20 protein-coding genes and 1 tRNA gene are annotated in these 25,855 nt (G+C 59.9%); 10 read left to right on the plus strand and 11 right to left on the minus strand.

The annotated features are described in order from the left end of the window. Nucleotides 1-112: 112 nt before the first annotated feature. On the minus strand, nucleotides 113-703 hold the full coding sequence (locus tag RAE04_RS09015) for a hypothetical protein (protein WP_317027151.1): 591 nt from the start codon (nucleotides 701-703) through the stop codon (nucleotides 113-115). A gap of 20 nt (nucleotides 704-723) precedes the next feature. Between RAE04_RS09015 and RAE04_RS09020 the strand changes: the two genes are divergently transcribed. The 4 genes from RAE04_RS09020 to RAE04_RS09035 all read left to right on the plus strand — a co-directional run bounded on the left by RAE04_RS09020 (nucleotide 724) and on the right by RAE04_RS09035 (nucleotide 5,290). Beyond that, on the plus strand, nucleotides 724-1,998 hold the full coding sequence (locus RAE04_RS09020; RefSeq protein WP_297553480.1) for a cation:proton antiporter: 1,275 nt from the start codon (nucleotides 724-726) through the stop codon (nucleotides 1,996-1,998). Nucleotides 1,999-2,094: 96 nt separating this feature from the next. Continuing rightward, nucleotides 2,095-2,697, plus strand: coding sequence for a DUF1707 domain-containing protein (locus RAE04_RS09025; protein WP_394372003.1), 603 nt, complete (start codon nucleotides 2,095-2,097; stop codon nucleotides 2,695-2,697). 55 nt (nucleotides 2,698-2,752) lie between these two features. Then, nucleotides 2,753-3,982 (plus strand): pyridoxal phosphate-dependent aminotransferase, encoded by a 1,230-nt coding sequence (locus RAE04_RS09030; protein ID WP_284791176.1) that lies wholly within the window; start codon nucleotides 2,753-2,755, stop codon nucleotides 3,980-3,982. Between the two features lie 144 nt (nucleotides 3,983-4,126). After that, nucleotides 4,127-5,290: a YibE/F family protein gene (locus RAE04_RS09035; RefSeq protein WP_317027152.1), complete on the plus strand. Its 1,164-nt coding sequence runs from the start codon at nucleotides 4,127-4,129 to the stop codon at nucleotides 5,288-5,290. Nucleotides 5,291-5,361: 71 nt separating this feature from the next. On the opposite strand, the gene RAE04_RS09040 is transcribed toward RAE04_RS09035, so the two are convergent. After that, entirely contained in the window at nucleotides 5,362-6,684 is a 1,323-nt protein-coding gene (locus RAE04_RS09040) for a UDP-glucose/GDP-mannose dehydrogenase family protein (protein ID WP_317027153.1), read from the minus strand. A 42-nt stretch (nucleotides 6,685-6,726) separates the two neighbouring features. Continuing rightward, complete coding sequence (dcd, locus tag RAE04_RS09045; RefSeq protein ID WP_005329405.1) at nucleotides 6,727-7,290, minus strand: dCTP deaminase; 564 nt, start codon at nucleotides 7,288-7,290, stop codon at nucleotides 6,727-6,729. Nucleotides 7,291-7,355: 65 nt separating this feature from the next. Between dcd and RAE04_RS09050 the strand changes: the two genes are divergently transcribed. The 3 genes from RAE04_RS09050 (at nucleotide 7,356) to RAE04_RS09060 (ending at nucleotide 8,702) form a co-directional block, all read left to right on the plus strand. Further along, nucleotides 7,356-7,429 (plus strand) — tRNA-Gly (locus RAE04_RS09050). A gap of 47 nt (nucleotides 7,430-7,476) precedes the next feature. After that, nucleotides 7,477-7,665: a hypothetical protein gene (locus tag RAE04_RS09055; protein WP_005325457.1), complete on the plus strand. Its 189-nt coding sequence runs from the start codon at nucleotides 7,477-7,479 to the stop codon at nucleotides 7,663-7,665. Nucleotides 7,666-7,772: 107 nt separating this feature from the next. After that, the gene (locus tag RAE04_RS09060) at nucleotides 7,773-8,702 is read left to right on the plus strand and encodes a class C sortase (protein ID WP_317027154.1); all 930 of its coding nucleotides are present in this window, start codon (nucleotides 7,773-7,775) and stop codon (nucleotides 8,700-8,702) included. Between the two features lie 84 nt (nucleotides 8,703-8,786). Here RAE04_RS09060 and RAE04_RS09065 read toward each other — a convergent pair whose 3' ends face one another. From RAE04_RS09065 to RAE04_RS09095, 7 genes are all read right to left on the minus strand, one after another. Next, nucleotides 8,787-12,296: a DUF6923 family protein gene (locus RAE04_RS09065; RefSeq protein WP_005325455.1), complete on the minus strand. Its 3,510-nt coding sequence runs from the start codon at nucleotides 12,294-12,296 to the stop codon at nucleotides 8,787-8,789. After that, nucleotides 12,296-13,147: a SpaA isopeptide-forming pilin-related protein gene (locus RAE04_RS09070; protein ID WP_317027155.1), complete on the minus strand. Its 852-nt coding sequence runs from the start codon at nucleotides 13,145-13,147 to the stop codon at nucleotides 12,296-12,298. Before RAE04_RS09070 ends, RAE04_RS09065 begins: the two co-directional genes overlap by 1 nt. A 4-nt stretch (nucleotides 13,148-13,151) precedes the next feature. Next, nucleotides 13,152-14,060 carry a class C sortase gene (locus RAE04_RS09075; protein WP_408933166.1) on the minus strand — a complete coding sequence of 303 codons (909 nt, stop codon included), beginning with the start codon at nucleotides 14,058-14,060 and terminating at the stop codon, nucleotides 13,152-13,154. 194 nt (nucleotides 14,061-14,254) lie between these two features. Next, entirely contained in the window at nucleotides 14,255-15,724 is a 1,470-nt protein-coding gene (locus RAE04_RS09080) for a SpaH/EbpB family LPXTG-anchored major pilin (RefSeq protein WP_317027157.1), read from the minus strand. A gap of 525 nt (nucleotides 15,725-16,249) precedes the next feature. Next, a complete protein-coding gene (locus tag RAE04_RS09085; protein ID WP_317027158.1) occupies nucleotides 16,250-18,034 on the minus strand; it encodes an ABC transporter ATP-binding protein in 1,785 nt (594 codons plus the stop codon). Between the two features lie 3 nt (nucleotides 18,035-18,037). Then, nucleotides 18,038-19,723, minus strand: coding sequence for a VanW family protein (locus RAE04_RS09090; protein WP_198492162.1), 1,686 nt, complete (start codon nucleotides 19,721-19,723; stop codon nucleotides 18,038-18,040). 34 nt (nucleotides 19,724-19,757) lie between these two features. Continuing rightward, nucleotides 19,758-20,918 (minus strand): glycoside hydrolase family 3 N-terminal domain-containing protein, encoded by a 1,161-nt coding sequence (locus RAE04_RS09095; RefSeq protein WP_317027159.1) that lies wholly within the window; start codon nucleotides 20,916-20,918, stop codon nucleotides 19,758-19,760. A gap of 58 nt (nucleotides 20,919-20,976) precedes the next feature. Here RAE04_RS09095 and RAE04_RS09100 point away from each other — a divergent pair, with 58 nt between their 5' ends. From RAE04_RS09100 to RAE04_RS09110, 3 genes are read left to right on the plus strand one after another with little or no spacing between them, the layout of a single operon-like run. Then, entirely contained in the window at nucleotides 20,977-21,483 is a 507-nt protein-coding gene (locus RAE04_RS09100; protein ID WP_317027160.1) for a universal stress protein, read from the plus strand. Nucleotides 21,484-21,505: 22 nt separating this feature from the next. Continuing rightward, nucleotides 21,506-21,703, plus strand: a complete 198-nt coding sequence (locus tag RAE04_RS09105) for a DUF2613 domain-containing protein (protein ID WP_005325448.1) — start codon at nucleotides 21,506-21,508, stop codon at nucleotides 21,701-21,703. Nucleotides 21,704-21,705: 2 nt separating this feature from the next. Continuing rightward, complete coding sequence (locus RAE04_RS09110; protein ID WP_317027161.1) at nucleotides 21,706-24,774, plus strand: alpha-(1->3)-arabinofuranosyltransferase family protein; 3,069 nt, start codon at nucleotides 21,706-21,708, stop codon at nucleotides 24,772-24,774. Here RAE04_RS09110 and RAE04_RS09115 read toward each other — a convergent pair. Beyond that, complete coding sequence (locus tag RAE04_RS09115; protein WP_317027162.1) at nucleotides 24,695-25,855, minus strand: acyltransferase; 1,161 nt, start codon at nucleotides 25,853-25,855, stop codon at nucleotides 24,695-24,697. The two genes, RAE04_RS09110 and RAE04_RS09115, sit on opposite strands and share 80 nt — an antisense overlap.

Below are 25,855 nucleotides of genomic sequence, written 5' to 3' on the forward strand. Positions count from 1 at the left end.
CTTCTACCACCCCAAACACCACCCACACCCCGGCCCCGGCGGCACCAGCACCAGCCCCCGCCGCTCCTGCAGCACCGGCCGCACCCGCAGCGCCGGCTACACCGCAGGCTCCTCAAGCGCCGAAGACTCCCGCGGCACCGAGCGCTCCTACCCCACCTAGTGCTCCGGCAGCACCTGCGCCAAAGGCACCAGCCGCGCCGACCCCGCCAAACGCACCGGCAACGCCTGCGGCCCCGGCGGCACCAGCCGCGCCACAAGCTCCCCAAGCACCGGCGGCACCAACTACGCCACAAGCTCCCCAGCCACCAGCGGCACCAGCCGCTCCTGCTGCACCGAGCGCACCCACCCCGCCAAGTGCTCCAGCAGCACCTGCGCCCAAGGCACCAGCAGCTCCAACACCGCCAAGCGCACCCACAACGCCCGCGGCACCGGCGGCACCAACTGCGCCACAAGCTCCCCAAGCACCGGCGGCACCTGCACCACAGGCACCAGCCGCGCCGACGCCGCCTGCAGCGCCAGCAGCTCCGGCAGCGCCAACGCCGCCGGCGGCCCCGAAACCTCCACAGGCTCCTGCTGCGCCCATCCCGCCAAAGGCTGAGCCGCCAGCCGCACCGACCCCGCCAGCACCGCCGGCGGCTCCGGCACCACCGGCGTCGGAAAGCGTGCCAAAGCCACCTGAATCTGAGTAGGCGCGCGGGGGCATTGGTGCGTACGCTGTAGTCCATGCATTTTAATGCGGGACTCCCCACCGATGCCCTGCTGCTGGCGGCAGGCGCAACCGAAAATACAAATTCCCTCGTCTCTTTCGCCTGGATTATGGCCGCGGCGCTGCTGGCGCCGCTGGTCTCTTATATGCTGGGCTACCGTCTTCCATCGGTAGCCCTCTTGCTGATTTTCGGCATGATTATTGGTCCTTCCGTCCTCGACCTTGCGGCCGAGGATGAAGGCATCGAAATGCTCAAGGAGCTCGGCGTGGGAGCGTTATTTCTCCTCGCAGGCTTTGAAATTCAAATCTCCACCCTCAAAACCAAGGAAGCCGGAACGGCATTATCCACTTGGGCAATCTGTGCCCTCGCCTGTGGGGTGGGCGCCTACTTCCTGGTAGATAATGTGCCAGGTGCCATCGTCGTCGCCTTGGCACTGACGTCAACGGCGCTGGGCACGCTGACGCCGATGCTGAAGCAGGACCGCATTCTGGGCACCAAGGTGGGCAACTCTGTGATGATTCACGGTGCCATTGGTGAGGTCGCCCCCATTACCGCAATGGCACTCTTGTTGGGTACTCGTTCCACGCTGACGACGATGATCATTTTGTTGTTCTTCATCATCATCGCCGTTGCCGTCGCCATCATGCCGGCGGCTATCGCATCAGCGATCCCTTGGGTGAAGACCGCTTTTATCTCTGGTGCGGGCTCAACCAACCAAACGATTCTGCGTCTAATCATCCTTATTCTGGCCATTCTTATGGCCGTTACCGCAGTCTTTGAACTCGATATTGTGCTCGGTGCCTTTGCTGCCGGCATCATCTTGAACCGCATTATCCCGGATGAATTCCACCGCCGTCTTGAGCACCGCCTCGATGTGGTGTTTTATTCGATGCTTATCCCGGTCTTCTTTGTGGTCTCCGGCATGAGCATTAGCTGGGATACCATCGCCAATAATCCGTGGAAGGTGCTGGGCATTCCGGCCCTCATCCTGGTGACCCGTGGCCTGCCCGTCTTCTTGCGCGAAAATGTTGGGCATACCGGATCTGATATTGAAACCTTCCGCGAGCGCCTCCAAGTAAGTTTGTATTCCGCCACCGGTCTGCCAATCATCGTGGCGGTAACGTCCCTGGCGGTCAATTCCGGGATCATGGAGGCCGAGAATGCCTCGATCTTCGTCTCCGGTGGAGCGCTTACCGTCGCCATCTTCCCCTTCTTGGCCAGCCTGGTGGGCGGAAACCAGCAAGAAAAGAAGGACGAGAAGACCCCTGACGCTGAATCCAAGGACCTATAGGCTGCGTTCGCTGAGAGCACGTCCCTGGAAGGGAAGAATTTTCCTAAACTGGAAAACGTGAGTAATAACTTTGGTTCTTCCCCCATCAATCGGACTTTGCGCCTGTCCGATTCCGAGCGCAACGATGCCATCAATGACCTCGCCCGCGCCGTGGGTGAAGGCCGGTTAACCATGGAGGAGTTCGAGGACCGCTCGGACGACGTCATGCGCGCCAGCACCCACCAAGACCTCGTGCCCGTCTTCCAAGACATTCCGGCGCGTGGTTCCCACGAGGTCAAGATTTATTCCCGGGGAGACGTCACCCGTGCGCATAATGCAGGCAAGAAACCGAAGTTTGCGACTGCCCTTTCCGGCTCTGTGGTGCTTGCAGTAGCAAGCCCCACGCTGATCTTCTTGAGCGCTACCATGAGCAACCCATGGCTACTGTTAGGTGGCGTCACGGCAGCCGCCCTCATTCCAATTTTGTGGATCATGCTCTACATCGCCAAGGTAGGCCCCTCCTCGTGGCATGCACCATCCGCACGCCAGATTGAGCGGCAGCAGCTGCGTGAGATTCGCGCTCTCACGGCGCATGAGCGCGCGCAGCAAAAAATGATCGAAGAAAAGATGTGGGCCGAGCGCCGTATGCAAGCTGGCGAAATTACCGGCCAAGCCATGGATCTGGCCAAGCGGAAGTTCAGCGAGTGGAATAAAAAATAGTCATCGCCGGTGTTGAAGCATTTTGTGTCGCTGTGAATCGTGGCACAATATTCCCATGACTTCTCCCAAACACCGCATCTTTGACCAATCCGACAAACTCAAGGGCGTCGCGTATGACATCCGCGGCGAGGTCTCTGCGGAAGCGGAACGCATGGAGCTCGATGGGCACACCATCTTGAAACTCAACACCGGTAACCCAGCCGTCTTTGGCTTCGAGGCTCCCGACGTCATCATGCGCGATATGATCGCTGCCCTGCCTACTTCCCAGGGTTATTCCACCTCCAAGGGAATCATTCCTGCCCGCCGATCCATCGTTACCCGCTACGAGCTGGAGGACTTCCCGCCCTTCGATATCAACGATGTCTTCTTGGGCAATGGCGTCTCTGAGCTCATCAGCATGACCACCCAAGCGCTGCTCAATAACGGCGATGAGGTCCTCATCCCGGCACCGGATTATCCATTGTGGACCGCAGCGACTTCGCTGGCAGGTGGCACCCCCGTGCACTACCTGTGTGATGAGGACGATGATTGGAATCCATCCATCGAGGACATCGAGTCCAAGATTACGGATAAAACCAAGGCCATCGTGGTCATTAACCCGAATAACCCAACGGGTGCGGTCTACTCGCGCGAAGTGCTGCAGAAGATCGTCAATATCGCCCGCGAGCATAACCTGCTCATCTTGGCCGATGAGATCTATGACCGCATTCTTTATGACGGCGCGCAGCACATCTCCATCGCTTCGCTAGCCCCTGACCTTCTCACCATCACGTTTAATGGCTTATCCAAGGCCTATCGCGTGTGTGGCTACCGTGCCGGCTGGATGGTACTTACCGGCCCTAAGCACCACGCCCGTGGCTTCATCGAAGGCCTTGAGCTTCTGGCCGGAACACGCCTGTGCCCGAACGTACCGGCGCAGCACGCTATCCAGGTGGCGTTGGGTGGCCGGCAGTCTATCTACGAGCTCACCGGTACCGGCGGGCGCCTGTTGCGCCAGCGCAATATCGCCTATGAAAAGCTCAACGAGATTCCCGGCGTTTCCGCGGTAAAGCCTATGGGCTCGCTCTACCTCTTCCCGCGCTTGGATCCGAACGTGTATGAGATCCATGATGATGCCAAACTCATGCTGGATATTTTGAAGGCGGAAAAGATCCTCATGGTGCAGGGAACCGGCTTCAACTGGCCGAACCCGGATCACTTCCGCGTAGTCACGCTGCCGTGGGCATCCCAGATCGAAAACGCCATCGAGCGCCTAGGTAACTTCCTAGTGAGCTACAAGCAGTAGTTTCCCACCAGTTGCTAACGATAGTGATAATCCATAACAATATGGTGCATGGGAAGACATTCTGCGGGACCTAAATCTCAGCCGACCCCTAGTTCATGGCGTCGGCTCTCTGCTTCGATAACTCAGCATCCATGGCGATTAACTTTGCTCGGTGTGCTCGTCACAGCGCTTATTGCCACCATTGCGGGCATGGCAGTGCTGTGGCCTCAGAGTCCAGCCTCCGAGCACACCTCCACCGATTTTCGGCAAACCTATGCCCTCAACCACCCACAGGTCGAGGGCACGGTCGATACGACAGACCACTCGGCTTGCCAATCGGAACTTACTGGGCAGGCCTTCGATACACCGCCACTTATTCCTGGGACTGAGGAAGTGCAGTGCGACCGTGCCCTGGTCAATATCACCTCCGGCGAGGACGAAGGTCGCATGACCCAATTGGTCACCTACGGCAATGCCGGCGATCCGCAGCTTAAACCGGGCGACAAAATTGTTCTTTCCAAAGCAGATGACCCTTCCGGCGCTGCGTCCTATGCTTTTGCTGATTATCAGCGCACCAGAAGCCTAGCTCTGTGGGCAGTTATCGTGGCCGTCGTCATTATCGCTTTTGCGGCCTGGCATGGCGTGCGCGCCCTTATCGGCTTGACGCTCAGCCTAGGCGTGATCTTTGCGTTCCTCGTCCCCGCTCTTATCGACGCCCATAACCCCCTCTGGTCCGCCCTTGTTGCCTGTTCCGCCATCATTCTGTTCGCCGTTCCTCTCGTCCATGGACTGAATTGGAAATCGGCATCGGCGGTGGGCGGCTCCCTTATCGCTCTCATTCTTGCAGCAGCGTTAGCGTGGGCCGCTATCGATAGTTCGCAGCTACAAGGCTATAGTTCCGAGGACAACCTGAAGCTACTTCTTTATATGCCCAACGTGTCCATCGTGGGCGTGCTCTTATGCGGTTTTGTGGTCGGTGCCTTGGGCAGCCTTGCCGACGCCGCCGTGGCCCAAGCATCCACCATTACCGAACTCCACGGAGCGGACCCTGATGCTCGCCCTTCACAGCTTTTCCTCTCCGCAATGAAGGTGGGCCGCGACCATATTGCCTCAATGGTTTATACGCTAATTCTGACCTATACCGGTGCGACCTTGCCACTGCTCATGTTGATCACCGCAGCGGAGCGCCCCGCAGGCCAGATTTTAAGCAGCGATCTCGTCGCAACGGAGCTGCTGCGTTCCGGAGTAGGTGCGATGGCATTGACCCTCGCGGTTCCCATCACTACAGCCATTGCAGCTTTCACAGTGCCACAGCGCGCACAATCTTAGGGCCCTTATGCAGAAGGCTGAGCAGCGCAATAATCACGCTGCTCAGCCTTTGTATCTCAGAAGTAGAGGACCTAGAGGGTGCGCCCCAAGGCCTCGACCTTCCAGCCCGCCTGCTGCCAGTCTGCGACAGGCAGCACATTGCGGCCATCGATAATGTGCTTATTGTCCACAAGCTGGCCCGCCTGCTGCGGATCCAATTCTTTGAACTGCTTCCACTCGGTAGCCAAAATCACCAGTTCAGCCTCGCGCAGGGCATCGTCAGTGTCCGCGGCGTAATCCAAGGTTGGGAATACCTTCTTGGCGTTGTCCATGCCTTCTGGGTCATAGACGGTTACCGCCGCGCCAGCCAGCGACAGGGAACCGGCTACGGCAAGGGCGGGCGAATCGCGCACGTCATCGGAATTCGGCTTAAACGCACAGCCCAACACAGTCACGCGGTGGCCAAGCAGGGAGCCATTGAAGGCTTCCTTGGCCAGGTCCACCACACGGTCGCGGCGGCGCATATTGATAGCGTCCACCTCACGCAGGAAGGTCAGCGCCTGGTCGGCGCCAAGCTCGCCAGCGCGGGCCATGAAGGCGCGGATGTCCTTGGGCAGGCAACCGCCGCCAAAGCCGAGGCCAGCGCCAAGGAACTTGCGGCCGATGCGCTCGTCGAGCCCAATGGCGTCGGCAAGAGCGGTAACGTCCGCGCCTGCAATCTCGCAGATCTCAGAAACGGCGTTGATAAAGGAAATCTTGGTGGCTAGGAACGCATTAGCGGAGACCTTGACCAGCTCGGCGGTCTGCCAATCCGTCACGATGAATGGGGTGTCCTGCGCTAGCGGCTGAGCATAAACCTCGCGCGCTACCTCTTCGGCACGGCTTTCGCCCTCGCGCACACCGAGAACGATGCGGTCTGGGGTGATGGTGTCCTTAACGGCGTAGCCCTCACGCAGGAACTCCGGGTTCCATGCGATTTCCACGGTGGTGCCTTCTGGGGCAAGCTCATTGGCTAGCTCCTGGAGCTCCGCGGCCGTGCCTACCGGAACGGTGGACTTACCAAAGATGATGTGATCGCCCTTGAGCTTGGGCACCAGATCCGTGATCACGGCCTTCACGTAGGTCATATCGGCCGCATAGGAACCGCGGCGTTGCGGGGTGCCTACGCCCAAAAAGTGCAGGTTGCCGAACGCGGCTGCTTCTTCATAGTCCGTGCTGAAGTCGAGGCGGCCGGCCTCGATATTGCGCTCGAGAACCTCCGGCAGGCCCGGTTCAAAGAACGGAACCTTGCCCGATCTAAGAGCGGAAATTTTATTGTCATCTACGTCCACGCCTAGTACTTCATGGCCGAGCTCGGCCATGCAGGCAGCATGGGTTGCACCCAAGTATCCGGTGCCGATTACAGTCATACGCATAAAGCCCCATATTAGAGGCTCTATGTGAATGCCGGTTTAAGCCTATCGAAAATTCAGGTAAGACTTCGATGGCGTCGGGCCGCGCTGCCCCTGGTACTTCGAGCCCAGCGAGCCGGTGCCATATGGGCTTTCCGCTGGTGAAGTCATCTTGAAGATTGCCAGCTGACCCACCTTCATGCCCGGCCACAGGGCGATAGGCAGGTTGGCGGTATTAGAAAGCTCGAGCGTGATGTGGCCGGAAAAACCTGGATCAATAAAGCCCGCGGTGGAGTGGGTCAACAATCCCAGGCGGCCGAGGGAAGACTTGCCCTCCAAGCGACCGGCCAAGTCTGCCGGCAGGGTGAATTTTTCCAGCGTGGCACCCAGCACGAACTCGCCTGGGTGCAGGATGAAGGACTGATCTTCTTCTACCTCCACCAAGGTGGTGAGATCCGGCATTTCCTCTTTGGGGTCAATATGCGTGTACCGCGAGTTATTGAAGACTCGGAAATACTTATCCAGGCGCACATCTACGGACGAGGGCTGGATAAGTTCGCTGTCGAAGGGCTCGATGCCCAGTTCTTCGGCGTCAATGGCGGCACGGATATCACGATCTGAAAGAAGCACGGCCCCAATTCTACTCATGCCGAAGGCCGCGGTGTATAGTAGGCCGGAGCGTGCAAGCGCGCAGTGCCGACGTAGTTTAATGGTAGAACTGCAGCTTCCCAAGCTGCTGGCGCGGGTTCGATTCCCGTCGTCGGCTCCACTTGTTTTCCCATTTCATGGACTAATTTCATACCTACAGGATGGACCATGACAGCCCCTATCTTCACGCCTAAAACCACAGCGGATCTTCGCGCTGAGCGTGAGCATGTACTTCAAGATCTTGCGCCCCGCACAATCGATGAGCTCCACGAACAGCGCGCGGTTGATCAAATCTTGGTCATCGACGAGGCAACTCTGAATCGGTATGAAGCCCTGTGCTTTGTTATCGGCGACTAGACAGACACGTTTTCTCTCAGAGCTACATCGTCCCTAGCCTGAGATTCAAAAACTACCCCCACGTCAGTACCAGGGCGTGCGGTCACAAACCCCACAGGCAGGACACAATGGGCAAGCACGAACCAGCGGAAATCATCGACGCACCCAAGAAGAAGCGCGTCAACCCCAACGCCATCATTGCGTTAATTCTGATCCTCGTCGGCCTCGGTGTCTTGCTCTACCCCGTCGTGGCCACGCAGTGGAACAACCACACCCAATCCCGCGCCGCGGAGGAATACGCCAAGCTGGAAAAGCAAGCCCCGCCTGAGGTACTGCACACCGCGTGGGACGAGGCGCAGTCTTACAACGCGCAGCTGGGCCAAATCAGTGTGGAAGACGCTTGGACCACCACCGATGACGAAGACTCCCCCAAGTACCAGCGCTACCGCCAATACCTGTCTGTGCTGTCGGAGACCGATGCCATGGGCCGCATTGTTATCCCCTCCATCGATTCCGATCTGCCCATTTATCATGGCACCTCAGAAAAAGCACTCTCCCGCGGCGCTGGCCACCTCTACGGCACGGACCTACCTGTCGGCGGCGTAGGTGATGGCGAGGGTCGGCACGCAGCACTTTCCGCCCACACAGGCCTACAAAATGCCACGCTGTGGGACAACCTCACCAAGGTCAAGAAGGGCGATGCTTTCTACATCGCCGCCGGCGGCGAGAAGCTCAAGTACGAGGTGCACGATATTCGGGTCGTCGAGCCTGCGGACACCAGCTTGCTCCACCGTGAGCCAGGCCAGGACCTCGTTACGCTCATTACCTGCACCCCCTACGGTGTAAATACCCACCGCTTGCTCGTCACCGGCCACCGAGTGCCAATGGATCCGGAAGACGAGGCCGCATTCAACAGCTCTGGTATTCACTGGCAGTGGTGGATGTGGGCCATCCTGGCTGCCACTGCCATCATCGTGCTTCTTCTCATCTACTGGTGGCGCAAATATGTGGGCAACGGCAAGGGCGCCGCGCTTGACGACGACCCGCAGGACTCCTAACCGACAATGAGCATGCAATAAGGCCCGCCCTTCCCTGGTTATTGGAAAAGCGGGCCTTTTCTAAAGTTGCCGCAAGCGGTGGTTCTATGCCCAGCGGCGTCGCAAAGCGAGGCACCCTGCCGCGACAATCGCGCCACCAGCGAGCGCCCACAGGCCTACGCCCTCACCACCGGTCTTGGGCAGTGCACCCTTGGTGATGTCAGCGACCTGAAGGACGCCGATTTTCTTCACACAGTTGGCAGAGGTGTCAGATTCAGCGCACCTATTACTGGTGATCGCGGTCCCCCCGGAGAGCACCTTGATGACTGCATTGCCATTCTGATCCCACTCCGTCGAGAACTTGATCGGCGCGGGCAGCAGATTATAGCCGTTCGGTGCCTTGGTCTCGATGAGGTAATAAACGCCAGGGGCGTCCAAGCCTTCGAGCTTGACGCGGCCTGTGGTGGTGGTCGTGGACTGCTTCACCACGGGGTTAGCATCAGCGTTGACGCTGCCATCCGCGTTTAGCTTCAGGTTGCCGTTAGCATCACCGCGGTGGACGGTGAACTGCGCGCCGCCAAGCAACCCGTCGGTTTGGATCTCGTCCGGGTTGTCCGGATTATAGCTCGCCTTTTCGAGCAGGACGTCCATAGTTTCCTTGGTCTCCAGCGGGATACAGTCAGTATCCTTCCAGCCGCCTATTTCTGCCTCGTTCATGAGTCCAAAGTTGGGCTCGTGCAGGCCATCCTTGGTGTAGCAGCGGGTGTTTCCTGCAGGTTGGCTCGGGTACCCGGCGGGTACAGAGGTGCTGTCCAGCTTTGAACGATCCAGCTTGAAACGCACCGTCACCTCGTAGACATGCTGCCCTGTACTTCCGCCAACACCCTTGGATTTAGGTTTAATGATCTTCGGAGTGTCATTCTTGTTGAGTTCGTACGGACCGGCGCCCAGGTACGACTGCGGCTGGCTGGTCCTGTTGAACTCATCCTTGAAGACCACAGTGGCTCCAGTCACCGTGGCAGCACCAACGAACTTCGGGGTGTCCGTGAGCTTGCCGTAGATCACGTCGTTGGTGTCGAAGCCAGGTGCGTCCGGTGCCTCAACTACGACGTTGTACTTCGCAGTGTATTCATTCACTGCACCAAGAACAGGTTGCGGTGTGTTGTCGACAGCAACCTTATTCAAGCAGGCTTCAGTAGCAACGTTGTCATCTTCAGCCGGGCTCGACTCCCCGTCCGTGGCCTGGAAGGCCACCTTGTTGGGACTACACACCGTCTTGAGGTTGCCGTTCTCATCTTTTCGCACCGGCGCAGAGACGACATACTCTACCTTCGCGTGTCCGGGAAGGGTACCCACGTAACCCTTCATGTACCCCACCTCACCACTTGTGGCTGACGGCACGTCCATCCCGGCGTAAATGCCGCTCTCAGGTTTGATCTCATTGGGCCCCGGACCACGGCCGTTGACCACGGTAGATCCCGGACCAAAGCCCTCAAACTTTGCCGTGGGGTCGGTAGCGTTCACACCATAGTGAGTATCCGTTGGTAGGTATTCCCAGAACGTACCACCCGAGCTGGCATTGTCCGTAGTGTTTTCCACGGAGATAGTCCAAAAAGTCCGCACCTCACCGTCCACCACCTTGGTCTCGGAGCGTTGCTTCTTCACCGCAATGTTTGATTGCAGCGCTGGCGGCGGCGGAACTAGGTCGGAGGCCGCGTCCGTGTTAAATGAAGCAGGCAGGTTGTTCATTATGTTGACCAGCTCGAACTTCGGGCTATCATCATCTGGGTTGGTGATCTTTAGCTCAAAGCCCAGCTGATTCGCATTCGCACTACCCGAGCCAAAACCCAGGTTTCCATTGGAGTAGGTCCACGCCTTGCCCCAAGAAGCAGAGGGGTTCGAGATCGTGCGCCCATCCAAGGTCTTGATGCCGGTGAGATCCCAGGTCCTGATGTCGCCGGTCTGTGTGTCAATGCGTTCAAGGATAAGCTTGTCGCCTGCCTGAGCCTTACTCTGGAAACCCCACATATACTTCTGGGCTTGCGGGAGCACCGCCCAGTCCTCCGAGTAGGACTTCTGGCTTCCTAGCACGCGTTGAGCCGTGACTTTGTCGACGTCGACCTTATAAAGGTGACGGCTACCAGAAGTGGACGTGTTGGCCACAAAGAATCCCTCGCTGGTGTACACGCCAGCGTTGAGGACATCCCGGTCGCCGCTCGTTTCAAACGGGGTACCGGTACTTCCGGCCTTTAAAATAGGCCCAAGATTATATACTTCACCGGTTGCCGGATTGATCTGAAGGAGATTTCCTGCCGGGTAGCAAGGATCACCATTTCGGCCGCGACTCTGGCTCACCGCATAGAGCCAGTTATCACTCGAATCAAAGGCTAGAGCATTGTACACCCAGGGAGTGGACTCTCCCACCTGGCGAAAGTCTCGGCCTTGGTTGACTTGACGGCTCAGAATGGAAGTGTCTCGGCGAAGATCCTTAGGTTCACTGGTTACAACGTAGACAGGGCTACCGTCGGCAAATTCAGCTGGGGTGAGATCGCGCTTTGGCTGTCTGCTTGTAACCGGATCTTGGCACTCCTCTTTCGCAGGAACGGTGAAGGAAGCTGTAAACACTGTATCGGCTGGCCCGCGGTGAACACCCTTAAACTGAATCTGTGCGGTGCCACCAATAGTAATCTGCGGCAGGATGACTTGGTATTCCTTGGCGCTAATCCTTTTGTAGGTCACCTTCGCCTCATACCAACCTCCGTTGGCACCGGTGTAATAGATCGTCAGGTCATCAGGGTTAGTCGATAAATAACTGTTAACGCTGGATTTGAGGGTAACCACCGTGCCTTGCGGAATGGACAGCTGGCCGCCAAAAAGCTCACCGGCCGGAATCTTAAAGTTCGGGATATAGCGGCTTCCCTTGAGCACGTATCCATCGTTTACCATCGTGATGGTGCGGTCGCCTGCAGCGTACGGGGTAATGTTCGGCGCCGCCATCAGACGGGCTGGGGCCGCGTCAACGTCAGCAATATCAAGCGGCTCAGTCACCTCCGAAGGGGCTTCTAAGGCTTCGCTGGATTCAGGTGATGACGTGCTGGTAGTCTCCTCGGCTACTCCACGCACGTCGACGGACATCCCGCTCAGTTCGGATTCCTCTGCGACCGCTGGGATCTTCAGTGAGAAAGCTGCCCCTGCTGGCACGTCAGTAGAAAGGCCAGCGATTCGGAAAGTCACTGAAGAACTGGTTGATTTTACAACGAGGTTGTCTCCTTCGCGGACGGGGATCACTTCGCCGTCGATAGTCAGTGTGTAGGCCGAGCCGTCGAACTCCAGTCCTGCAGTCTCAACAGTGAATTCCAACTCCTCCACGGTTCCGGCGTCAACAAAGTGGCCTTCAAATGTTGCGGAGTCGCCAACAGTCAGGCTCAGTTGGTCTGCGGAATCGAGCTTGGTGCGCAGGGTTGTGGTTTGTGCTTCGGCTACGGCACCAACGATTCCGGGCAGAGCAGCCGGTGCAGCAACACCAACAACGAGAGCCAGTGCAGCAATGAACGCCGCAAGAGCACGCCAGCGGTACACAACCGGCTCGACCGGATGAGAATCTGTCCAGGACATTAGCGTCCCTCGCTTTCTGAATTCTTCCTACGGCTAAAGGCAATCATCACGAAACCAGTGGCAATCAATGCCAACGCTGCGGCTACTACACCGATTACCTGTGCACCGGTCATCGCCAATGAGCCACCATTGCCCGACGACGTTACTGGGGTTGAGGTCTTACCGGCACTTGGAGTACCCGGCGGCGTTGTCTCGGGTTGGTGAGGTGGCTTCCCTGGTTTAGTCGGTGGATAGTTCGGAGGTGTTTGCGGGGTATCCGGGCGTGACGGCGGAGCGCTCGGAGCAGATGACGACGTGGGTGGCGTCGGCGTTTCACCCGGTTTGTGGGTCTTAGCCACGATTACTCCTGGTACTGGTTTCGGGTTATCTACCACCGTGTGGAATGGAACCGCCACCACAAACGGGTTTATCTCTCGGTAGGAATCATCCGGCGCTGTAGACGTCACCACATAGAAGCCATGAGCTAGACCATCAAACGTCACCTCGCCATTGGCATTGGTGACCAGATCCACGTGCACATCGGTGCGCCAATCACGAACCTCGTCGAGATTCGCGTTCCGTACGCGGGCTGCGTCGTCAGCGTTGGTCGGGTCCAAGCCGGCAAGCCGGTCCAGATGAATTGTGACACCTTGGATTTTTCCCGAGGGCGGCTGGCCATCGTCGTTGGGATTGCCTTGTGTCAGCCGGATTGTCACTGTATCCGTAGCCGAAGTGCGTTCCGCACCAGTGGACTGCTGCCCGGCAACCTGCACCGCTTCTGCAGCAACCACGCCCGGCCCTGCGAACGCAATCGCACACGCTACTCCGACGGCAGCCACTCGGGCCGACCATGCATTTGTCAACCTCTTCATCGCCTTACTCCCGCACGCTACTTTCCTTATTAATAACTTCTTGCGCCCCGGTAGCCGCCTTCTGGCGACGCAGCCACCACACCAGCCAACACCCAATGACAATCACCGCAGCCAACAGCGCGTACATCCACCACTGCCAGCCCGGTCCGTGGGAGGCGTCGAACACCGACTCCTCTCCCGGCTCCAAAGGAACCTGATGGCCACGCACCAGCAAGCGATGCGTGTTGATCCCGTACGGGGTGCACGTAATCAGTGTGACATAGTCCTGATCAGCGACTGGTCGCAGACCGTCTACCTCGCTCGGCAACACCACTTGAATATCGTCTACGACGTATTTCAATTTGTGGCCAGCAACCTGGATGTAGAAAACATTTCCCTTGGAAGCCGAATCAAGGTGATCAAACATCGTCGAATTTGCCAGACCCGTATGGCCCGTAATGACGGAATGGGTTCCTGGTCCGCCGACCGGCAAGTCAGAGCCATATAAATGTCCTAGTCCACGCTGCAGCGTCTTATCCGCGGTGCCGTGAAACACCGGTAAATCAACGTCTACCGCTGGAAACACGAGGCGAGCCATCGCTTCGTTCTCGCCCAACTGTTCCAGGTAAGCCTCATAATCGGGATTATCCACACCGATACGGTTCAGCCACGGATCCAAGATCGGACCCGAAGTCTGTTCCTCGTTGTACGCATGCGCAGCATCCCATACGGAGTCCTGAACCTGCACCGGCGTCTCTTTATCCAGTCGCGCATATTCCTGCGCCACTCTTGAGGCATTCCAGTTGCTCCATGCAGTCGAGACCACTGGGTACAGCATCACCAACAACCCGACGACAACTACCACCGCCGGAAGAACGAGGCCTCCACGGCGCCTGTGTCGTCGGCCAGTTTCTTGGCCTACCACCGAAGTCAACGACCCGCACCACCCAAAACAATGCCCCACGCGCTAGCACAGCGCGACCGGGATTACAACGAAAGAAAAAGAAGGGGACCAAAGTTTATATCTAGTCCAGTCCCCTTACTGGATCGAGCGCCCTACTTTTGGTTACCCGACCCGCAGCGCAGACCATCATGGACAGTCTGCACCACCGGAACTACGCCCGGCTATTAGTTACGCGCGGTACGACGAGCAAACCAGGCACCAGCAGCAACAATCGCTGCGCCAATGGCGGCCAGGATGCCCACACCGGCGCCACCGGTCATCGGCAGATTCGGGGTGTCCTGCTTAATGTTGTCGATCTCAGACACGAGGGTAATCTTGTCGTCACCGTTCAGTTCACCAGTCTTCGCGATGTTGTCGCGGGTGAAGTCAATCTCAGTAACGTTTTTCTCCGGCAGCGCATAGCCGGCCGGAGCCTTGGTCTCCTTCAGACAGAACTTCTTCACGTCGGTGACCTGTGCGTTGTCCGCAAAATCGGTGACATGCAAGCCATCGATAGTGATGGTGCCGTCCTCACCAGTGGTCCACTTGTTCGCGCCGTTTACCGTCAGCGGGTTCTCGAGCTTATCCTGCGCGGAAACACATCGGTAGAGCTCGAACTCAGCACCTTCCAGGACTTTACCGGCTTCCTTACCGTCCTTCTTCACGACCTTCAGCTTGCCGTGGTAGGTGACGACCTCGTTGGTCTTGTTCTTAACCTCGTTGCCGGTGTTCGGGTTGTTGAAGATGACGTCAGCCTGGTTCTTCAGCTCGGTGGTGTCGCCAACCTTATTGCGCTTAACCTCGAAGGTCAGAGACAACTTGTCACCGGACTTGACCTTGGCAAGGCCCTGCTCGGTGAGGGTTACAACAAGCTTGTTGCCGTTAGCCTTCGGGTCATTGACCGTGTAGTCACCCGCAGTGAGAACCGTCTCACCAGCCTTAACCTCAGTGACTTTCTGGAAGTCAAGGCGCTGATCCAGCTGATCCTCGAAACGGAAAGCAGTCAGGCTCTTACCTTCGCCCCAAGTCGGGGCATCCGCATTGATGGTGTAGGAGTACGCGTCCTGGATGTTCTTATCTGCATCCTTGACAGTCTTCTCGGTCTTGGTTTCCGTGTTCTTTGGGTATGCGATGACGTCGTAGTTCCACGCATCGGAAGCCTCATTGACCATCGGCACCGACACGATGAACGGAGCACCAGAAACGATGCCGGCGGGGGCTTTGGTCTCCTCAACCAAGTAGATGCCCAAATCCAAGTTCTCGAAAGCCACCTTGCCGTCGGGACCGGTGGTCTGCTCGAAAGTTGTATCGGTCTCGTGGCCCTTGGCATCGGCAGCGTTCTGCGGGAACTTGGTCCAATCACCCTTCTGCAGGTCATAATCCAGCTTGGTGATCTTGTAGGTCACATCCTGAAGCGCCTCGCCCGGAACATCTTGCATTTCCTTACCGGTAGCAGGCGTCGTCGACTCAGCACCCTTCTTCTTGTAGAGGGTGATGGAGCCCTTCTTGGCAAAGTCGATGTTTGCCTTGTTCACGGCACCCTGCTCAGTGCCAGCGTTCTCCTGGGCCAGTGCACCCGGAGCGGAGATACCCAAGGAGAGGCCAACGATTGCAGCGAAGGTAACCGAACGAGCGGTACTAGAGATCTTGTTCACGAAAACTGGTCCTTTACACGAGTTATGAAATGAGGCACCGCGCCCCATTGGCTGCGTGCAATCCAATCCCCACGGTTCACGCACCATGATCCGACTCAGTATTTAGAGTCTTTCACCCCGCCTAGGCCAACGTTCTATCGAAAAAAGTAGCTGCACAGGACTCAAGACTCAGCTGACGATAGCCTGTGGATTGCATAACTGAATTCTACACTGAAAGCATAAAGAAGGCATCGCCGCCACAACCTCTCACACCAGTCTGCGAGAAATTCCCAGAATCCGGCCATCCTCACCTTGGAGAAGCTGTCAATATAGCAGGTCACATGAGTTTTGCGGGTAACCTGCCAGGCTTAGGTGCACTTCTATGAAACGCGCCACACCGTCCAGCGCGGGGGTATTTTAAGCCAATCTTTACACCCGTCACACAGGAAACAGCCATCCCTTAGAGCGAAGGTCGAGTGCCACACCTGTCACGGCGACGTCCGAAAACCATAAATTCGCCAAATAACGGCAGGAAGCCCCGAACAATTAGGAATCTTCACCCAAAGCGGACGCGGCACGAAGCAGCGCCGCATAAGCACCGCCGCGAGCCAGCAGCTCAGCGTGGGTGCCGCGCTCGGCCACGCGGCCGGCATCGAGGACGACGATCTGCTCTGCATCGCGGATGGTGGACAGACGGTGCGCAATGACCAGGCGGGTCGCATCCGCGCCAAGGACTGCTTCCTGGATAGCGCGTTCGGTTTCGTTATCGAGGGCTGAGGTGGCCTCATCCAGGATGAGCACCTGGGGTTCGCGCAGCAGCGTGCGCGCGAGCGAGAGGCGCTGCTGCTCACCGCCGGAGAAACGATAACCACGCGAGCCCACGAGAGTATCGAGTCCCTCAGGAAGCGCGGCAATGACCTTATCCACGCGGGCGGCCTGCAGCGCCAGCCACATGTGTTCCTCCGACGCATCAGGCTGCGCAAAGAGGAGGTTCTCCCGCACGGTGCCGTGAATCAGGTAGGTTTCCTGGGAAACCACGCCGATGACAGCCGAACGTTGATCGGCAGGAATGTCGCGCAAGTCGACTCCACCCAAGAGCACGGAGCCTTCCGTTGGGTCGGCCAAGCGCGCCAGGAGCGCGGCCACCGTGGACTTGCCGGACCCGGTATGCCCCACTAGCGCGGTGGTGGTGTGGGCGGGGATGGAAAGGGAGACGTCGGAAAGCGCGTCGGTGTCGGTGCCGGGGTAGCGGTAGGAGACGTGCTGGAGGGTGAGGGAGGCGTCGGCAAGCTGGGCGGGCTGGGTGGCCTCGGTGAGTTCGGGCTCCAGGTCCAGGTACTCGAAGATGCGGCTAAACAGCGCCATCGACGCCACCCACTGCGCGCCCACGTTGAGCAGGCCGGTAATGGGACGGAAGATCTGGGTCTGCAGGGTGGAAAAGGCGATGAGCGTGCCAATCGTAATGCCCGGGCGCAAGCCGGCCGCCAGGTAAATCAGGGCCGGCATCACGCCGAAGATGATTTGCGTCAGCGCCATGCGCCAGCGCCCGGCCAACTGCGATTCCAGCTCCAAACGGATGAGGGAGCGGGAGGTTTTCTCAAAGCCGTCATAGACGCGCTCCTGCGCACCCAGCGTGGCCGCCAGGCGCATGCCGGACACGGACAGGTTCTCCGAAATGGTCTGCTGCAGCGTCGCCTGCGCGCGGCTGTTTTTCTCCATGAGGCTGCGGCGCAGAACGGCGGCGCGGCGGGTCAGCCACACTGCAGGCGGCAGTACCACCAGGGACAAAAGCGAGAGGGTAGGCGAAAGCGCCACCATCGCCACCAACGTAGCCACAGTCATGGTGAGGTTGCTGGCCACGGATGTCGCGGTTGTGGTCACCATGCCGCGCATCGCCGCGATGTCATTGGTCAGGCGCGACTGAATCTCACCGCCGCGGTTATTGGTAAAGAACTGCAGCGACTGGCGCTGCAGGTTGGCAAAGACCTGCGTGCGCAGCTCGTGCATGATGGTGTGCCCCACCCGCGCCGACAGAAAGGACTGGATAACGCCGATGGCCTGGGAGACCACGGTGATGGCCAGCATGCCGCCGACGAGCCACAGCAGCAGCGCGGTGTCGTGTTCAGGAATGGCCTCATCCACGGTGCGGCGCACCAGGAAAGGCTGCACCACCGTCAGCCCGGAGGTGGCGATGATGAGTGCCACCACCAGCAACAGCGTGCCGCGGTGCGGGCGAAACAGGCCGGCGACGCGGCGGAAGGCAACCGGGTGCTGGGCCAGCTGATCGATGTCCGCCGGGTCCTTCACCGCGGTGTACATCGGCCGGGTCATGGCTTAACCGCAGGTAACGATGGGCTGCGGGTCGTAGACCGTGGTGGTGGTCTCCCGGGAGATCTCCTTGCCGGAGAGGTCCTTGATCACGCGGGTATCCGAGGTGGTGAAGCCCGGCGCGCCAGACGACGGCGAGCAATCCTCGCTCACCGACTTGCGCTGCGGCTCCGTCTTGGCCCAGCGGCCGTTGTTCACAGACTCAACGTCGACGGTCTTAGTGCCCTTCAGGCGCACGGTGATCTTGCCGCCACCAAAGTCGGTCTCGATGCGGACCGGGGTATTGAAGGTATTAGTGAACTGCAGGTCGATAGCGCCTTCGTACACGGTGGCCTCGCGGCCGGCGGGGTAGCGGGAAATGTAGTACGAGTGCGGGGTGTGGGCGGTGTCTTCCATGCCCGCAAAGTAGGCAGCGTTGTACAAGGTAGTGGCGAACTGGGAAATGCCGCCGCCGACAGCGGAACCGGAGTGGCCATCGATAATGATGCCGGATTCCACGTAGCCCTGGGCAGTGCCGCGAGGGCCGGTGTGGCCGTTGAGGGAGAAGGTCTCGCCCGGGTTGACCACGGCACCGTTGACCTGTTGGGCCACCAGCTCGATATTCTTGCCAGAGGCAGCGGAGTAGCCCTCGGTGGTGAACTCGCCCACGGTGTCGTTGAAGGTCGCCTTCTTGGCATCGTCGGTGGTGAACTCAGCTGGGTCCGGCTTGTAGGTAGCATCCCACTCGCGGTCATCACCGGTCACGCGCTTTTCAAAGTCCTTCATGGTCGGCTCCCAGTCGATGATCTCGCCATCTTCGGACGGGGTGATCTGCTTGTCGTTGCCGTTGAAGGAAATCTTGGCATTTACGCCGGGGACATCGGCGCCCTCGGAGCGCTCGGCCAGCAGCTCTTGCGCGCGGTTAGTATCCACGGCGAGCTTAAGCTTGCCGTCCTTCTTTTCAATGCTGGTGAACTGGGAGATTTCCGGTTTATTCAGGGTAGCGCTGACATTATTCTTGGCCTTCAAGGTAATGGGATTATCCAGCGCCTTGGCGGCATCGCCAGTGCGCATGGCCTCGATAGCCGCATCATTGATGGCTGGCTCTACTTCTTCTGGGTCCACGTTTACGCCCTCGGAATCGAGCCAATTATCCGTAACCGCATTGTGCAGGGTGCCGGCATCTACGGTTTGGCCGAGCTTGGGGTCGGTGACCTTGAGCTCACCATTGTTGAGCTCCAACATGCCATCGACTGGATCGGTGGAGAGATCCTTCTTCACGCGGTCCAGAGCCGGTTGCAGCTGGGCCTCATCCACGTTGGTCTCTACCGGAATATCCCGGGTGGAGCGGAAAAAGCTATACAGGCGGGTAAAAGGATTGAGGGAAGGCTCCTCAATATTGTCCACGGCGCGCTGGTTATCCAGGGCGAGGCCCGACTCGGAGGGAACGAAATCGGTGTGCAGGTCGCCGGAAGTAACGCTCACGGGCTCGGTTTCTACGCCCGCAAGCTCGTCTTCGAGCTTCTCCACGGCGGCGGTGCGATCCATGGCGGAGATATCCACGCCGTTGACGGAAACGGCGCGCGGAATCTTGTCCTGGTTTGCTGCGACATCCCAGGCATAAGCAATGCCCGCGATCAGGACAAGGCCGACCAATACGCCGAGCGCGATGAGCCAGCCTTTAGCACCGTTTTTTCCTTCTGCCTTTTTCACGCCTTAAAGGTTAACGGTTTTAGTGGCATTTTTCCTAGTCCTGTGCGGGCTCGGGTGCAGCGCCGGCCGGGGGAGCGCTGACATGGCGGGCTGCGTCCGCAAGGCGTTCGAGTGGCAGGCGGCCGTCGTTGACGGCGCCGACGACGGCGTCGATCACCGCATTAATGTCGCCTTCGGTGGACCACAGGGGCATATCGGCTCCGGCATTGAGGGAGGTCACGACGGCGTCGGCAAGCGGGAGCGAATCCGCGATCGCCTTCATGCCGCCGATGTCATCGGTATAGATGGGCCCGTCGTACTGCAGGGTCTCGCGGGCTAGGCCATAGGCTTCCGGCAGGATGGAAGCGGGAGTCTGACCATCGCCCAGGCCGGGCACGGCGAGGTGGCCCATCATGAGAGCGGCATTGGGCGCTTGGGGAAGGGCAGCCTTAAAGGGAATAAACTCGTGGCCTTCTAGTTCTTCTAGCGGCGGGGTAACGGCCTCGGCCAGGTGGGTATCGCCAGAGGCGCGGCCGTGGCCCGGGAAATGCTTGAATACGGCCTTGACCCCGGCGGAATCCAGCCCGCGGGCAAAGGCCGCGCCATACTCGCCTGCTTGGACCGGATCGGTAGAAAAGGATCGATCGCCCACCACCTCTAGGCCATTGCCATCGACGTCGAGTACCGGCGCAAAGTCCACGTTGATGCCGTGCGCCTTGAGGGTGGTGCCAATCTCGTGCGCGAGCTGCTCCACCTCTTGTGGGGAACGCTCGGCCGCCATCTGTTGCGGCGCGGGATACTCGCCCAGGATCTCCGAGAAACGTTGCACGCGCCCGCCCTCAAAATCGATGGAGACCTCAAAGTCGCGGCCCACCTCCTGGCGCAGGGCATTAATATCGCGGCCTTCTTCCTGCAGCAGGTTGGGATCTGCCCAGCTGGGGATAAAGATTCCGCCCACACCGGCCTCCAACTTGGTCTTAGCGTCGTCGTAGTTGGTGACCGGCGGCATCAGCACCGAGGCGGCCATGGCGCGGATGTCCTGCTGCGGGGCGGCCTCCTGCGAAGTCTCTTCGGGCGCTTCGTGCGTCGCGGCAGGCGAGCTTGACGCAGCCGGTGTGGTGGGGTCCTGGCTCTCGTTGTCCTCCGGGGTGGAGGTAGAGCAGGCGCCTAGGGCCGTCACGAGGGCGAGGCTGGCAAGGATGCGCGGAGTTTTCATGCCTTCTAGTGTGCAATATTCCTCGCGTTCTGTCGCAAGCGGTGGGTAGACTAGTGACATGAGTAACGGCGAGACATTGCTAATTGCCTACGATGGCACCGAACGAGCCGGACGCGCCCTCGAGTACGCGTCCCAGCTGCTGCGGCCCACCACGGTAGAAATCCTCACCGCCTGGGAGCCGGTAGCCCGGCAAACCGCCCGCGCCGTCAGCCGCACCGGAATGCACCAGTCCACCGTCTCCCCGGATGGCGTCGAAGAGGATCCGGCCTATGAAGAGGCGCTAAAGATTTGCCGCCAGGGCATCGAGCTGGCCGAAAGCCTGGGCCTAGCCGGCCGCGCCCACCTGGTGGAATCCGCCACCACTATTTCCTCCGCCATCATTGATGCCGCGCATGAGCTGGATGTGGACGTCATCGTGACCGGCACCCGCGCCCTGACCGGCTTCCGCGCGTGGTGGACCAACTCCACCGCCGACCAGATTGTGCGCAATGCCGGCCTTCCCGTCTTTATCGTGCCGCAGGAAAACGAGGATGACGCGGACAATGATGAGGCAGAATACTTCTAAATAGCTGCTAGTATCTTTAGCCATGGCTCTGGAAACCGATTCTTTGAACAAGCGCACCCTTGGCCCTGCCATCGGTAGCGCTGTTGTGGGCATCGCGCTCGGCGTCATCACCATCATCGGCATCGCACAATTCTCCGGCACCGATACTGTGCCAGAAGGCAATGCGGTTTCTGCTTCCGATGCGGTTTTGGGCGGCCCTGAGTACGGATCCCGCAACTAGGTGTGCGTACCCTCCGCGGGCGGCTTGCCCGCCCCTACCCGCTGGGGATCCTTTCACTAGCGCTCATCCTGCTCGTGCAGCCATGGGGATTGACGGCCGCCGATACCAAACATGATCTGGCGGCCGAACCGCTGCATTTTCTCCGCGGGGCGCTCAGCGCCTATACGGACACCTTTACCCTGGGACAGCTGCAAAATCAGGCCTATGGCTATCTCTTTCCCCAGGGACCTTTCTTCGTTTTAACCCAGCCCCTGCCCGATTGGGTGGCCCAGCGCCTATGGTGGCTGCTGGTCTTAAGCGTCGGCTTCATCGGCTTCCATAAGCTCGCCTGCAAGGTAGGCCTGCGCGGAAGGTGGGTCTGGGTAGCGGCGATGCTCTACGCGCTCTCGCCGCGCACTCTTTCTACTCTGACCGCCATTTCTTCTGAGACCTGGCCGGTCATGCTGGCCCCCTGGGTTATCCTGCCCTTCCTCAACGCCAAGCTCACCTGGCGCGATGCCGCCGCGGCCACCATCCCCGTAGCACTGATGGGTGCGGTCAATGCCACCGCGACCATCGCGGCGTGTATTCCGGCCGCAGTAATCCTGCTCTACCGCCGCGCCTTCAGACCCGGCGCGGCCTGGCTCCTGGGCTGCCTGGCGGTATCGGCGTGGTGGATCGGTCCCCTTATCGTGCTTGGGCGTTATGCCCCGCCATTTACGGAATTCATCGAATCCGCCCGCGTGACCACGCGCTGGCTCAACCTGCCAGAGATTCTGCGAGGCACCACGAGTTGGACGCCGTTTGTCGATACCGAGCGCGTGGCCGGCTATGAGCTAGCCACCGAGTCCTTCTTTGTGCTGGTCACCATGGGTATCGCGGCCGTGGGTATCTACGGTCTTAGCAAGCTGCCGCGCGTGTGGTCCGTCATGCTGGTGGTGGGCATCGCGGTGCTGGGCTGCCAGGCGGGGTGGTACCTCAATGCTCTCGATGGCCCGCTGGCCGCGTTGCGCAACCTGCATAAATTCGATCCGCTGGTACGTATCCCGCTGCTATTGGGCCTCGCGCGCGCCTGTACGCATCTGCCACTACCGCAAAGCTTGCGGCCTACCAAAAAGCAGACAGTAGGCGCGCTCACGCTACTGCTGTGCATCGCGGTCATCTCCCCGGCATGGTCGCAGCGCTTGCTGCCACTGGGGGCTTATAAAGAGGTGCCTTCCTATTGGCACGAGGCCACGGACTTTATCAATACCCACGCCACCGATACCCGCACCCTCATCTACCCGGAGGCGTCCTTTGCCCGGCAGACCTGGGGGTGGACGCGGGATGAGCCGGCCCAGCCGTTGCTCGATGTCCCTTGGGCCGTACGCGATGCCATTCCACTCGTGCCCCCAGAGGCTATCCGCGGGCTCGATGGTGTGATGGCCGCACTCAAGGAGGACCCAGCCACCGGCGTGCGCTCCCTGCAGCGCTTGGGCATCGGCGCGGTCATGGTGCGCCACGATCTCTTCACCGGCGAGGACGACGCCCTGGCCAGCAAGTTTGGCGGCGAAGTCCATCGCTTCGGCGAAGTCGATGTCATCCTGCTCAACCACGCCGGCATGTCCTTAGGACCTACAAATCCAGTGCGCGTGGCCGGCGGTGGCGAAGCCTTGGCGCTTCTCGATGCCCACTCCACCCCCACCACCCGCCAGCTCGTCGATCGCGACGCCGATATCGTCACCGATACCCCAACGCTCACGGACCGCAACTACGGCACCCTCGATGGCCCTATCTCCGCGCCCCTGGCCGCGGACGATCCCAGCCACGTGAATAACCGCCTGCGCGATTATCCCTCCGCTGGGCCCCTTACCCAGGTGGAAACCCACGGCGGTTCCGTGGCGGTCTCCTCCTCGGCTGCCGATGCCACGGCCTTTGGCGGGGCCCAGCCAAAAAAGTCCGCCACGGCCGCCGTGGACGGGGAGAACTCCACCGCCTGGTGGCCCGCGCCGGGCGATGATGCCGGGTGGATTGAACTGCGCGGTTCTTTCACCCAACCGCGCCTCAAGCTCATGGCCACCAGCGCCACCACGGTTACCGTGCGCTCCGGCAGCGCGGCCGTAGACGTGGACTTGCAGCCCTTCCGCTCGCAGGAAGTCCGCGTTCCCGGCGGCGATACCGAGGCCATCCGCGTAGAGCTATCCCACCGCACCGGCATCGCGGAGTTAGAGGTAGAAGGCCAACCGGTCGAGCGGGTGGTGACCGTCCCGGATACCTCCCCTGACGTGCACCAATTCTTTTTCCAGCAAATGCTGCAGGATACCGGCGTGCTCATCCGCGATTTCACGGCACCGCGCCCGATGAGCGTGACGGTGAATTCCACCAAGCCCGTGCTTATCGACGCCCACCGCTACTCCCCCGGCGAATCCCTCACCCTTAGCCCTGGCACGCACCGCGTACGCACCACGGGGCCGTGGGTGAGCCTGCGCGAGGAGGGCTGGCAACCAGCAGGCTCTTCTGAGCCCACCGGGTACTCGATTAAGGCAGCAGACAAAGATCGCCTCTTGGTCACCGGTCGCGCCTTCAATAGGGGCCTGCGCGGCTACCTAGGCGAGGAAGAGCTCACCCCGCGCGAGATCGATGCAGCCACCCAAGCTTTTGTCATTCCAGCCGGCCGCTCCGGTGACTTCCGCATGACCTTTAACGCCCAACCGGTTTACCGCGCCGCCCTCCTCTTCGGCGGTGCGCTGGGGTTACTTGCCCTCGGCCTGTGCATCCTGGCAGCCGCACGCCGCCCGTCCCGGCCCACTTGGCGCGCGCCGCGCGGCGGCGTTGCCTCGGCCGTGGTCGCACTCGGCGCGCTGGCCCTGACTGGCTGGCCGGCCGCGGTCGCGGCCGTTTCCGCTTGGTTAGTGCTGCGCTGGACCACAATCCCGCGCGCCTACCTCGCGTCCGGTGTCGTGGCGGCGGCCGGGGCTATCCTCGCCCGCGCGCCGTGGACATCGGGATCCTATGCGGGCGAATCGCTCTTGCTTAGCTGCTTGTGTGCCGCGGGCGTGGCCTGTCTTTTCGCCGCCGACCAAGGAGAAGATCCCGGCCGGGACGCTCGATGAGCGTATAGCTGGCGGCCGAAACCACCACGGTGCCCACCACCGTCACGGCTAGAATGACCCAAAAGTCCAGGGGTTTCCCGCTAAACAGCGGCACTCCGGTAAGGGGAAAAGCTAGCCCCAAGATGGCCACATGCCACAAGAAAATGGAATAAGACCACGCGCCCAATGCCTGCATAAGCGGGCTGGTCAGCCAGGACTTATCCCGTGGGGCAAGCGCTACCGGTATCACCACGACTGCGGCAAAGGCCGCTCCCGCAATGATTCGGCGGGAAAATTCGTCTGGTTCTGGATGCACCAATCCCTGCGGCCCGAACCACTCGCGGCTAGCAACCCACAGCACCACCGCCGCCACGAGCCACCACGCCCAGCGCGCCCGCAACACGCGCTGCACGCGCGGGCTAACACCGATCTCTTCGCACTCCGCGGCCAGCATTCCCACGGCAAACCACGAAGCATATGCCGGCGGCCAAATCTGGGAATTGACCTGATCCTTGGCGTAATGGGCCACAAAGGGCACAAATCCCCACACCCAGCTGAGCATTCCGCCCAGCGCAATGGCCGCTACCCGCCAGCGCCGCGGCAGCGCCCCAAGGAGCCACGCCAGCAAAGGCAAAGCAAGGTAGAAGAAGAACTCCACGCATAGCGACCACAGGTGGGTAAGCCCCGGCGCTAGCCCGTCCACCACATAAATCTGGGTGGCGGTGAGGTTGCTCAGCAGCTGGGTGAGGGAGAGCGAGTGGGCGTCGGGAAGCAGGAGCATCACCGCCACCACGCAGGCATAATAGGCCGGCAAAAGGCGCGCCACGCGCGAGCGCGCGTAGCCGGATAAGGTGTGCAAACCACGGCGGCGCCACAGCAAGAAGGCGCTGAGTGCAAAGAAAACGGCCACGAAAAAATCGAAGCGCCCAGCAAACCCCCACCCAGTTCCGGTCTGAAAAGACACGTGGGTGACAATGATTCCAAGGGAGGCGACCGCGCGTAGACCGTCTAGCTCCGGCAGATGCTGGGGTACGCTTTTCACAGATGCCTGCGGCTGCACGCTTGCTCCTAACCCCGGATCGACCTGAAACTGATTGGACAT

It is taken from the genome of Corynebacterium sp. CTNIH16 (assembly GCF_032821655.1).
Taxonomy (GTDB): Bacteria; Actinomycetota; Actinomycetes; order Mycobacteriales; family Mycobacteriaceae; genus Corynebacterium; species Corynebacterium marquesiae.

Coding starts and splice junctions, on each gene's coding strand:
- RAE04_RS09115 (WP_317027162.1), bottom strand. CDS start 25,855: ATGTCCAATCAGTTTCAGGTCGATCCGGGGTTAGGAGCAAGCGTGCAG.
- RAE04_RS09060 (WP_317027154.1), top strand. CDS start 7,773: ATGGGCAAGCACGAACCAGCGGAAATCATCGACGCACCCAAGAAGAAG.
- RAE04_RS09095 (WP_317027159.1), bottom strand. CDS start 20,918: ATGAAAACTCCGCGCATCCTTGCCAGCCTCGCCCTCGTGACGGCCCTA.
- RAE04_RS09040 (WP_317027153.1), bottom strand. CDS start 6,684: ATGCGTATGACTGTAATCGGCACCGGATACTTGGGTGCAACCCATGCT.
- RAE04_RS09030 (WP_284791176.1), top strand. CDS start 2,753: ATGACTTCTCCCAAACACCGCATCTTTGACCAATCCGACAAACTCAAG.
- RAE04_RS09015 (WP_317027151.1), bottom strand. CDS start 703: ATGCCCCCGCGCGCCTACTCAGATTCAGGTGGCTTTGGCACGCTTTCC.
- RAE04_RS09065 (WP_005325455.1), bottom strand. CDS start 12,296: ATGTCCTGGACAGATTCTCATCCGGTCGAGCCGGTTGTGTACCGCTGG.
- RAE04_RS09070 (WP_317027155.1), bottom strand. CDS start 13,147: ATGAAGAGGTTGACAAATGCATGGTCGGCCCGAGTGGCTGCCGTCGGA.
- RAE04_RS09055 (WP_005325457.1), top strand. CDS start 7,477: ATGACAGCCCCTATCTTCACGCCTAAAACCACAGCGGATCTTCGCGCT.
- RAE04_RS09105 (WP_005325448.1), top strand. CDS start 21,506: ATGGCTCTGGAAACCGATTCTTTGAACAAGCGCACCCTTGGCCCTGCC.
- RAE04_RS09085 (WP_317027158.1), bottom strand. CDS start 18,034: ATGACCCGGCCGATGTACACCGCGGTGAAGGACCCGGCGGACATCGAT.
- RAE04_RS09100 (WP_317027160.1), top strand. CDS start 20,977: ATGAGTAACGGCGAGACATTGCTAATTGCCTACGATGGCACCGAACGA.
- RAE04_RS09020 (WP_297553480.1), top strand. CDS start 724: ATGCATTTTAATGCGGGACTCCCCACCGATGCCCTGCTGCTGGCGGCA.